This window comes from Porticoccus sp., from assembly GCF_041592135.1.
GTDB lineage: Bacteria > Pseudomonadota > Gammaproteobacteria > Pseudomonadales > Porticoccaceae > Porticoccus.
In genome coordinates this window covers 1-10822 of record NZ_JBFHQR010000073.1, presented here as the reverse complement: position 1 = coordinate 10822, position 10822 = coordinate 1, and the positions used below count along the sequence as shown (strand labels likewise).

Below are 10822 nucleotides of genomic sequence, written 5' to 3'. Positions count from 1 at the left end.
CATTGTGCTGCCGCAGCAGTTCCAGCATGTAGCGGAAGTACTCCATGTGCCCGCCCTGATAGGAACTGATGGCGATGGCGTCGGCATCTTCCTGAATGGCGGCGCGCACCACATCGTCGACACTGCGGTTGTGACCGAGGTGAATCACCTCCACGCCACTGGCCTGAATCAGCCGCCGCATCACGTTGATGGCGGCATCGTGGCCGTCGAACAGCGAGGCCGCGGTGACGATGCGCAGCGGCGTGTTTTCCGTTGCCGGTTGTTGCCGCTGTTGTTTTTGTGTTGCCCCGGTCATGGCTACCCCCTGAGTGCAGCTGTTGCGGGGCGCCGGTTTCTGGCTCGGCACACCCCGCCTATTATTGATAGACCAAACGATGCTGACATATTGTCGGACAATATGTCAATTATAGGAAAGTCTGTTATTCTCAGCCCATTGATAGCAAAATCGCGGCGCGCCATTACAGTCCAGAACAGCCACCTGAAACAGCGATTAGAAACAGCGCCGCCAGAGGAAACACACGTCATGGCCACATCCGTCAGTTTTGATCGGCTCTCCCACCAACCCGCCTACAAAGTGGTCAGCGAGAAAATTCGCAACGCCATTGTCAGTGGCGAGATTCAGGCGGGTGATCTGCTGCCCACGGAAACCGATCTGGCAGAACAGTTCGGCGTCACCCGCTCCACGGTGCGCGAAGCCATTCGCCTGCTGGAACACGGTGGCATCCTCGGTCGCGCCGGTCGCAAACGACTAGTGGTCACCCTGCCGGGCACCGAAGCCATAGGGCGCTCGGTGAGTTCGGCGATGCTGATGCACCAGGTGACCTTTGAGGAATTGTGGCAGGTGGCGATGGGACTGGAACCGCTGGCGGGCAAACTGGCCTGCCTGAGCGCGACCACAGAAGAAAAACAGTTGCTGGCGGACAACCTGGCGCGCACCGCACAGGTGATGAACGACCACGACGCACTGCTGGAAGTGGAAATCGAATTTCACAACCTGGTGGCCGAAGCCACCCACAACAACGCCCTGCTGCTGGCCCGCGCCCCCCTCAACCAGCTGTTCTACCCTGCCTGGGGCGCCATCATTCGCGCCCTGTCACCGGGGAAGCGCATTCTGGTGGCCCACCGTCATGTGTATGACGCCATCTGCGCCGGGGATCAGGACAAGGCCGAGGAATGGATGGAAAAACACATGCGCGACTTCCGCCGCGGCATCGAGATGGGCAATCTGGGATTCGATCAGCCGGTGCAGGGTTGAACAGCTAACGCGCGCCACCGGGGTTCGCCGACCCGATAAGGGGTTCCCATACCACACCCGTCGCTCCATCGCCCCGGTGATAGCCGCGGTGACTTATCGCCCGCACCATTTTTGCGCCACCACGCCGCCACATGCACAGCCATGGCGCACCCTTGCGAGCCATTGCGCCCAGCGCCTGCCCGCCTGACCCACGCACAACCGCTATCACATTGATTTGAAAGCCATCCAGCAAAGTTGGCACGTGCCCTGCTTACGCTGTTTGCATAAGGGCCTGAGTCCAATTGCTGTAGACCGCGTTTGCAGCAACCACTCAGCCATTACAAACAGCTACACGGTAAGGGTGCCGTCGCCGTTCCGGGGATAACCATCTCTGGTCCGGCAGCGGTACCCTTTTTTGTTGCAAGAGGATCGAAGATGGAAACGACATACCTGCCTGCACTCGGCCACTCTGGAGGTCGGTTACAGCGATTTTATAGCGACACAATGTTGGCCAATTGGGGAATGAACCGGCGATGACAACGAAAGACAAAAATACCCTGGACGATGAACTGAGCCGTCTGATCAACCTGTCGGGCAAGATGCGCATGCTGTCCCACCGCGCGGTGATGTCGGCACAGCAAAGCGTGCTGGACCCATCCTCCCACAACCGGGCCATCAGCGTCTTTAACAACTCACTGGACGAATTCAAGCTAATCAAAACCGCGCTGGAAAAGGGCGAAGCCTCGCTGGGCATTTCCGCCCAGGCCGCCCAGACAGTCAACGGCCATACCGATATCGCCAACGCCACCCCCACCCTGGAGCGCTTTATTTTCCTGGCCGACCGGCTCAGCGCCGATCTGCAGGACGACGACGTAGCCGCCAGCCAACTGTCGGGCCTGGCGGACTTCGTCTCCCATGAACTACTGACCGCATTAAACGCCGTCACCGCCTCCGTCAGCCAATGCCTTCACAACCTGCTCGACGACCGCCGCGCGGTGGAAAAAAACGTCCGCAATGCCATGTTTGAGGCGGTGCAATCCATCAGCGATGTATCACGGAAAGTAAAACTGATCTCCCTGAACGCCACCGTCGAGGCGGCGCGGGCCGGTGAGCACGGCCGCGGCTTTGCCGTCATCGCCCAGGAAATTCGCATCCTCAGCGAAAATGCCGCCGTCTCCAGCAAACAGATCGCGGGACAATTGTCCAAGCTGAACTGAAGCGGGTTTTACGGGCTCCATCACCGGCATCTGGGACAATAACGGCAAGCAAAAGCACAGCATCTCCACCGCCAATTTCCTTGGATCACAATGATTCCTCCAGTTCTGGATTTATCATGTGAAATTTTCGACAACCGGAAAGAAATAACTTGTGACGCCCTGAAAAACAACGCGAAATAAGTGCAGACAGATGAGGATTTCTCGGGGCAGCAGATATTTTTGGTTTGAGTTAAACCCACCAGAACAGAGGCCATTAATTTATGCCTCAACCCCACCCACTGGGGTATCCTATGCCAGCCACCTTCACCACCAAAGGTTATTCATGAAAGCACTAATGCGAAAACTGTTTTCACCGGTGCTCGGTTATTTCGAGTCTGGCAACGGCGAATATGCCTATCGCGAATCGCACCGAAAAATACTGGTGGCCCTGGGCGGCTTATTTCTGCTGCTTTCCTTTGGCTCCCTGTATGCGTCGATAGTCGCCGCCAAGCCTGCCGGAGCACTGCCCGTCACCATCTTTTTCCTGGTGGGCAGCGTCTGTGAAATTGTCGGGCTGCTGGGCAGCAATCGCGCGGTGGCCAAAATCTGGAAAAGCAAGTAGGCACCTTGGCTGCTGACACACCAATAGCTGCAAGCATTTAGCCTCACAGGGTGCCGCCCTTTAAGTTACCGGCATTAACCACCTTGGTCGTATAACGATTCCGAGATAACGCCGGGCAGTTACGGAGCTTGCGTTTCTGTTCACTACAACCCGATAAACCAGCCCCGCGCCTGTATGAGGCGGAACCGCTACGCAATATGGGGCTAAACGACATCAACCGCGATACCTGTCCTTTTTGATAACTAATCGTTTTAACCCCCTTCATAAAATTGTCAAATTTGAAACCGCACACTATCCCAACAGCTCACACAATCGAGGCGCACTGGCATGAAGCCCACCCGACCCATACTCGACGCCGATGAACAGGCCCTGACACACAAGCTCGTTGAGATGTATCAGTATGTGAGTGATGCCCTGGATAGGGCGTTGCAAAGCCTGCGGAGTTGCGATGCCGGCATTGCCGAGGAGGTCGTCAAAGGCGACAGCCTGATCAATGCGCTGCAGCACAGGATCGAGGAGTTGGGTGTGCAGACCATCGCCCTCCAGCAGCCGGTCGCTTCCGATCTGCGCAGGGTACTGACCGACATCTACATCTCCATGGAGTTGGAGCGCATCGCCGATCACGCGGTAGCGATCGCCAAAATCGTGCTCAAGCTCGAGGCCGTGCCAGACGGGCAATATGTGCAGCCCATCGCCGGGATCGCGGAAATCTGCAAAGCCATGCTGATAGGGGCAAAGCAGGCTTACGACGAAGCCGATGAGCAGCTTGCCCGGAAGGTCGCCGCCATGGACGATGAGATTGATCGCGCCGAACAGGCCGTCAACGACCTCCTGTTTCGGGAAATCTGCGGCAAGTCGGGACAGGAAAGAACTTGCACCTACCTGTTGTGGGCAACCCATCACCTGGAGCGCATCGGCGACAGAATCACCAATATTGCCGAACGGGTGGTGTATATGACCACCAGCGTCATGCCCGATTTGAATCGCTGATTATTGCGACCGAAAAGCCGACTCTAAACCTTGGCAGACCGGGGTCAGCAACTCCACCACCATGGGCATAATCGAACTCCGTCGAGTGCATAAAACAGCAGCGCATGACCGTTGATCGGCCTTTCCTCATTCTCCCCGGCGAAGGGCGTGCAGATAGCCTACTATGGGCAATATACCCACAGGGACGTAGGCCTATGCGACGCTTCATCCGCCACCCCACGGACTTTCCCATCCTCGTTTCCTCCGAAGGCAGCAACAATGGCGACCATGCCAGCCTCTGCGACATCAGCCATGGAGGGCTCGCCTGCCGCCTGCCGCGCCAGCTCTCGCCGGGCACCGCGGTGACGCTGCGCATTCCCTCCCTGCAACCGGAGTACCGGGTCTCGGGCCGGGTGGTGCGATGCATTCCCTGTGCCAAGGGATTCCGGGTCGGCATCCAGTTCAGCGATGAAAGCGAGTCCTTCAAGAGCAGAATGGTGGAGCAGGTTTGCCAGATAGAGCACTACCGCCGGGAACTCCACCGGGACGGTCGGCAGCTGGACAGCGACGCGGCGGCGCGCGAGTGGATTGCGCGCTTTGGCCGCCAGTTTGCCGAGTCATTCTCGGGCTAGGACCTGTTCTCACTCATGAATGACCACTGCTGGCGCCGTTTCCGCCCCGGCAGCCACCTTCCGTTAGTCGCCTATTTCCCCACCCATATCTCTTTCTGCCAGCGCGTACAGGGCGGGCGTTCTACTATAAAAAATATAAGGAGAAGGAAGTAGGAACATGCGCGGTTTTATTCATCATCCAACTGAATTTCCAATCCTTGTTTCCTCTGAGGACGACACCAAAGGAGACCAGACCCGCCTCTGCAGCATCGGTCAGGAAGGTGTTGCCTGCCGCCTGCACAGGGAACTGCCGCCAGGCGCCCCGGTGACACTGAGAATCCCCTTGCTGCAACATGAATACCGGTTCTCGGGTCGGGTGGCGAGATGCGACCCCTGTGCAAACGGATTCGGGGTCAGCATCCTGTTCAAGGATGAAACGGAGTCCTTCAAGAGCAAAATGGTGGAGCAAGTCTGTCAGATAGAACACTACCGTCGGGAACTCCTGAGGGACGGACGGGATCTGGACAGTGAAACTGCGGCGCAGGAATGGATCGAGCGCTATAGCAACCAGTTTTCCAAAACCTTCACCGACCGGGATTAGCAGGAATTGGGGTTTTTATAAAAACCCTCATCAAACAGGCGCGTGTCCTGCAGCCCGCTTTAACCCGAGAGCCCCCAGATCACGGCCTCCAACCTCAGGTTTTCTTCCGACAGGGCTTATCACCGCCCCTATTCACGGCCAGTATCCGCCCCGTGGCGATAAGTGGCGCGCCCTGGCAATCTTGAGCTACATTTCAACTAGCGCCATGAACCAGAGATACCAGCCAGAAAGCAGGCAACATCGCCTTCTGCCAGAACAACAAACCTGTCGCGGCAAAGCGTTAACCGTATTTATTGCCCGGCAAGGCATCCTCTCTGCATGGCTTGAACTGCCACGCTAGAGAGACTAAACCTTGTACGAGCCCCCTTTCGCAACCCCGACCAGGCAACAGTTGCAGTCGACCATCGCCGAGCTGGATCAGGCGATTTACAACCACGAACAGTGGTACAAGAGCCTGCTGCGGGTGCTGATCTCCCACGTGCCGGCAGAAACGGCAGATTTGCTGCCCGATGCCCATCGCCGCTGCCGCTTTGGCCAGTGGTACGAGAACGTACCGAGCGCTTTTTTACGGCAGCACCCCGCCTTTCTCTCCCTCCAGCACGCCCACAGGAATATGCACGACTGCGCCCGGAACCTGCTGCAACTAGTGGCCAACGGCTCGGCCATTCCACCGAGCAGTCTGGATCTGTTTGAAAATACCCTGGACAAAATGCGCCTGGAGATTCACGCCCTGCGACATGAGTTCATGGAGAGGGTCCAGAACCAGGACCCCCTCACCGGCGCGCTGACCCGAATCGGCCTGCTCTCCTGGCTGCGCGAACAGCACTCCCTGGTACAAAGAGGTGTCCAGACCTGCGCACTGGTACTGCTGGATCTCGATCATTTCAAAGACATCAATGACCGCTACGGCCATCCCGCCGGCGACCGGGTGCTGGTGTCAAGCGTGCAGTGCCTGCAGGCGCTGCTGCGCCCCTACGATAAAATTTACCGCTATGGGGGCGAGGAATTTCTTATCTGCATGCCCTCCACAACCCTGGAAGAAGCGCGGTGCGTTGCCGAACGGCTGCGCGACTCCATCGCCGCCCAGCGCATTCTTTGCGACGGCTCCGACCAGATGTTACAGGTGACAGCCTCGTTCGGGGTCACCATGCTCGACCAGTCCCTCGCCGTTGAAGATGCCATCGATCATGTCGACAAGGCGATGTATGAAGCCAAAACAGCGGGCCGCAACTGCGTAGTGGTCGGAGCTTGACTGCCGCTGCGCAGGAGTTCCGCACACGGGGAGGCGCCCCCTAACCCCGGGGTTGGCGGACTACCGGCGCGGAAAGAATGTCACCTCTGAAGAGACGCCCCCGAACCCCGGAGTTGGCGACTGTCCCCCCAACTCACCGCGGGCAACCCTCCAGCCCCCTTGAAACCATTTCAGTTCTTTCAAACGAAGCTTTCCGGCGACGGTGACAAACACATCAGGATCAAACACCCGCTTGGTGCCCGACACAACGAAGAGCACCGGGGTAATCAGGCCCTGAGACACCCGGCTCCGGGAAGTCCTCGCTCAACACCGGCAGCGCTGTTCCGGCGGCCTGGCCGGGTTGACCACGGCAGCGCCAAAAAACAGATGTCAGACGCGAATTTTGCCGTCATCCCATGACAGAATATGATCCGGGCCTAAAAAAAGCGGCGTGTGACACGCCGCTTTTTTCCGCTAGGCAAGCTATCCGTGCTTCGCTGGCACTTCCAACACCTGCCGCGCCCTGATCAATGCCGATCAAAACGCCCCAGGTTCATCACCTTGGTCCAGGCCGCGACGAAGTCGTTCGCAAACTGGGCCTTGGCGTCATCCGCCGCATAGAACTCCGCCACCGCGCGCAGCTCTGAACTGGAGCCGAACACCAGGTCCACCGGCGAAGCGCTCCAGCGGTTCTTGCCGGTGCTGCGATCGGTACCCTCGTACACCCCGTCCTTGGCAGACTTCTGCCACTGGGTGGACATGTCCAGCAGGTTGACGAAGAAGTCATTGCTCAGTGTTCCCGGATTAGTGGTGAGCACGCCTTGCGCGGAGCCGCCAGTATTGGCGTTCAGCGCACGCATACCGCCAACCAGCACGGTCATTTCCGGCACCGTCAGTTCGAGCTGGCTGGCGCGGTCCACCAGCAGGGTCGCGGGGGAGGCCGAGCTGCCGCCGGCGTAGTAGTTGCGGAAGCCGTCCGCCCTGTTCTCCAGCAGCGCAAAGGACTGCACATCGGTCTGCGCCTGCGAGGCATCCGCGCGGCCCGGCACAAACGGTACGCTGATGCTGTGGCCGCCATCGCTGGCCGCCTTTTCAATGGCCGCCGCGCCGCCCAGCACGATCAGGTCCGCCATGGAGACCTGCTTGCCGCCGGAGGCGCTGCCGTTGAAGTCCCGCTGAATGCCCTCCAGCTTGGTCAGCACCTTCGCCAGCTCCTTGGGAGAGTTGGCGGCCCAGTCCTTCTGTGGGGCCAGGCGCAGACGGCCGCCATCGGTACCACCGCGCTTGTCGGAGCCGCGGAAGCTGGACGCCGCAGCCCAGGCAGTGCGCACCAGTTCCGGGACGCTCAGGCCCGAGGCGAGGATGTTGGCTTTCAGTGCCTTGACGTCGGCGGCGTCGATCATGGCGTAGTCAACCGCCGGGATCGGGTCCTGCCAAATCATCTGCTCCCTGGGCGCTTCGCTGCCGACGTAGCGGGCGCTGGGGCCCATATCCCGGTGGGTCAGCTTGAACCAGGCGCGGCCGAAGGCGTCATTGAACGCATCCGGGTCCTTGGCAAAACGCTCGGAGATCTTGCGGTAGGCCGGGTCCTCGCGCAGAGACAAGTCAGTGGTCAACATGACCACCGGATTGCGCTTGCCCTTGACGTGGGCGTCCGGGGTCAGTTGGTGCAGTGCCTTGTCCTTGGGCACCCATTGCACGGCGCCCGCCGGGCTCTTGGTCATCTCCCATTCGAAGTTCAGCAGGTTCTGCAGGAACACCGCGGTCCACTGGGTCGGCGTGGGGGTCCAGGCGCCTTCCAGGCCACTGGTCACGGTGTCCTCGGCATTGCCCTTGCCGCAGGCGTTCTTCCAGCCCAGGCCCTGCTCTTCCATCGATGCAGCGGCCGGATCGGCGCCGACGCACTTACCCGGACCGTGCGCGCCATGGGTCTTGCCCAGGGTGTGGCCGCCGGCGATCAGGGCGACGGTTTCCTCGTCATTCATGCCCATACGACCGAAGGTATCGCGGATATCCACAGCGGCGGCAAGGGGGTCACCGGTGTGGCCGGTGGGGCCTTCCGGATTGACGTAGATGAGGCCCATCTGCACCGCCGCGAGCGGGTTTTCCAGATCGCGCTTGCCGCTGTAGCGCTTGCTGTCATCCAGCCATTTGGTTTCCGGGCCCCAGTACACCAGGTCGGCCTCCCAATCGTCGGCGCGACCACCGGCAAAGCCGAAGGTCTTGAAGCCGGCCTTTTCCAGCGCGACGTTGCCGGCCAGCACCATGAGATCACCCCAGGAAACGTTGCGGCCATACTTTTTCTTTACCGGCCAGAGCAGGCGGCGGGCCTTGTCCAGGTTGGCGTTGTCCGGCCAGCTGTTGAGCGGTTCGAAGCGCTGCTGACCGCCGTCGGCGCCACCGCGGCCGTCTGCGGCGCGATAGGTACCGGCACTGTGCCAGGCCATGCGAATGAACAGGCCGGCGTAGGTGCCCCAGTCCGCGGGCCACCATGCCTGTGACGTGGTCATTTCGTTGGCAATGTCGGCCTTCAGGGCCTTCATATCCACAGTTTCAAAGGCCTTGGCGTAATCAAAATCGGCGCCCATCGGGTTGGAACGGGCGTCATGTTCGCGCAGCGGGCTCAGGTCCAGCCTGTCTGGCCACCAGAATTGATTGGACATGGATTCAGCATGCATGGACTCGGCATGCACAGACATCGCCAGCGGCGACATGATGGCGGCCAAGGCCGCCAATAACGGTATGGTTTTTTTAAACATGGTCATTATCCCCCTCGGTGCGGACAGAACGTCCAGATTGAAATATAGAAGCCCGACGGGGAATGCGATATTTTTTATCTACTATGGGCTGGATTGAAATTTTTTATTAGCATAATGCAGAAACCAGGCGGACTGCCATGCCGTGTTGGGATAGAAATCACATGTGCTTTATCGCTGCAGGCACCCTACAGCAGCACTCACATACGAGCCGGGATTCCAGGGGAAAGAAAAGATAAGTTTGGTTGCCGTGAAAGGCACCGGGGGAATTCAAAAACCAGAAATATTTCCCGGAAAATACGTTAACATCATTAAAAAACTATTACTTAATAAAAATTAATCTTAAGCCTGACAATTCCTCAGTTTAAAAATTGCAAATACGCTTACCATCTGATTTAAATTTGGCTTTAACAACGCATGTACGGGATTGTTATTTTTATTGTGATCATTTTGAACTGGAATTTGCATTTCATCTTTTCCACGCCATAGATGGCCGCTGAATTATTCTTTTTTCAGCATTTCCCAGAAGCCGAGCTTCCCCTACTTTTTGCCATTTCCATTCAACTCCCGATGCAACATTTCCAGCGCTTGCTGCAGCAGTGTCGAATCCAGCGATGGCACGGAAATATCCACGTCCCTGGCCAGCGCCTCGGTGACGATTTTCAACGCCTCAACGCGGGCATACCACTTGCGATTGCCGGGGATCACATGCCAGGGAGCGATTTCCGTGGAGGTGTTATCCAGCATCTGCTGCATGGCTTGCTGGTAATCGTCCCAGTGGTGCCAATTGCGAATATCCTCGACCGTCAGCTTCCAGCGCTTGTGGGGGTTGCGGATGCGCTCCTCAAAGCGCTTGATCTGCTCCTCCCGGGTGATCAGCGGCAACAGCTTGATGATGCGCACACCATCGTCAAACAGCAGCCGCTCGAATTCATTGATTTCCCGGTAGGCGCGGTGCCAGGCCTGCTCGGTGCAGAATCCCTCGATGCGCTCCACCAGCACCCGGCCATACCAGGAGCGGTCAAAGATGGCGATGGAACCGGCGGCGGGCAAACGCTGCCAGAAGCGGTACAGGTAGTGTTGCTGGCGCTCTTCACCCAGTGGTGCACCGATGGGCCAGACATGCACGCCGCGCACGTCCAGGGTCTGCACCATGCGGCGGATAATGCCGCCCTTGCCGGCGCAGTCGAGCCCCTCCAGCACGATCAGGGCGCGCCGCCCCTGCAGGTAATAGGCCTGCTGGATCTGCAACATCAGCAGTTGCAAGGCCTCCAGCAGCGCCTTGTATTCATCCTTGTCTTTCAGGGCAACCTGGCAATCCACGCCGGACAACTGCACTGCAAGCTGCTTATTCGACCTGTCTGTTTTGGCCACTACAATCTCCCTGGTCAAGCTGATAAACGGTCTGCACGCTGCCTGTCACTATCGGTGTCACCTCTTCCAGTCCGGCATACCCCGGGGAACGGCTTCTGACAATTTTCAGTTTCAGCTACAATCCCACCCTTTTAGCCCCATATCAAAACTCAGGCAAGTATCCATGGCCCAATACGTATACACCATGAACCGGGTGGGCAAGATCGTCCCGCCCAAGCGCGAAATTCT

At 58.5% G+C, this 10822-nt stretch carries 10 protein-coding genes; 7 read left to right on the top strand and 3 right to left on the bottom strand.

Annotated elements, in window-relative coordinates:
• Nucleotides 1-295 (bottom strand): cobalamin B12-binding domain-containing protein (locus ABY948_RS07845; RefSeq protein WP_461481974.1); only part of this gene is annotated, 295 nt, incomplete at its 3' end.
• 228 nt (nucleotides 296-523) lie between these two features.
• Between ABY948_RS07845 and ABY948_RS07840 the strand changes: the two genes are divergently transcribed.
• The 7 genes from ABY948_RS07840 to ABY948_RS07810 all read left to right on the top strand — a co-directional run bounded on the left by ABY948_RS07840 (nucleotide 524) and on the right by ABY948_RS07810 (nucleotide 6485).
• Nucleotides 524-1255, top strand: coding sequence for a FadR/GntR family transcriptional regulator (locus tag ABY948_RS07840; RefSeq protein WP_461481973.1), 732 nt, complete (start codon nucleotides 524-526; stop codon nucleotides 1253-1255).
• Nucleotides 1256-1767: 512 nt separating this feature from the next.
• The gene (locus tag ABY948_RS07835) at nucleotides 1768-2451 is read left to right on the top strand and encodes a methyl-accepting chemotaxis protein (RefSeq protein ID WP_461481972.1); all 684 of its coding nucleotides are present in this window, start codon (nucleotides 1768-1770) and stop codon (nucleotides 2449-2451) included.
• A 334-nt stretch (nucleotides 2452-2785) separates the two neighbouring features.
• Nucleotides 2786-3052 carry a hypothetical protein gene (locus ABY948_RS07830; RefSeq protein ID WP_461481971.1) on the top strand — a complete coding sequence of 89 codons (267 nt, stop codon included), beginning with the start codon at nucleotides 2786-2788 and terminating at the stop codon, nucleotides 3050-3052.
• A gap of 327 nt (nucleotides 3053-3379) precedes the next feature.
• Nucleotides 3380-4042: a phosphate signaling complex protein PhoU gene (phoU, locus tag ABY948_RS07825; protein WP_461481970.1), complete on the top strand. Its 663-nt coding sequence runs from the start codon at nucleotides 3380-3382 to the stop codon at nucleotides 4040-4042.
• A 194-nt stretch (nucleotides 4043-4236) separates the two neighbouring features.
• A complete protein-coding gene (locus ABY948_RS07820) occupies nucleotides 4237-4653 on the top strand; it encodes a PilZ domain-containing protein (protein ID WP_461481969.1) in 417 nt (138 codons plus the stop codon).
• A gap of 157 nt (nucleotides 4654-4810) precedes the next feature.
• The gene (locus ABY948_RS07815; protein WP_461481968.1) at nucleotides 4811-5233 is read left to right on the top strand and encodes a PilZ domain-containing protein; all 423 of its coding nucleotides are present in this window, start codon (nucleotides 4811-4813) and stop codon (nucleotides 5231-5233) included.
• A gap of 352 nt (nucleotides 5234-5585) precedes the next feature.
• Nucleotides 5586-6485 (top strand): diguanylate cyclase, encoded by a 900-nt coding sequence (locus ABY948_RS07810; RefSeq protein ID WP_461481967.1) that lies wholly within the window; start codon nucleotides 5586-5588, stop codon nucleotides 6483-6485.
• Nucleotides 6486-6991: 506 nt separating this feature from the next.
• Here ABY948_RS07810 and katG read toward each other — a convergent pair.
• Together katG and ABY948_RS07800 are read right to left on the bottom strand one after the other, a co-directional pair.
• Nucleotides 6992-9223: a catalase/peroxidase HPI gene (gene katG, locus ABY948_RS07805; RefSeq protein ID WP_461481966.1), complete on the bottom strand. Its 2232-nt coding sequence runs from the start codon at nucleotides 9221-9223 to the stop codon at nucleotides 6992-6994.
• Nucleotides 9224-9760: 537 nt separating this feature from the next.
• Nucleotides 9761-10594, bottom strand: coding sequence for a polyphosphate kinase 2 family protein (locus ABY948_RS07800; protein ID WP_461481965.1), 834 nt, complete (start codon nucleotides 10592-10594; stop codon nucleotides 9761-9763).
• Between the last annotated feature and the right edge of the window lie 228 nt (nucleotides 10595-10822).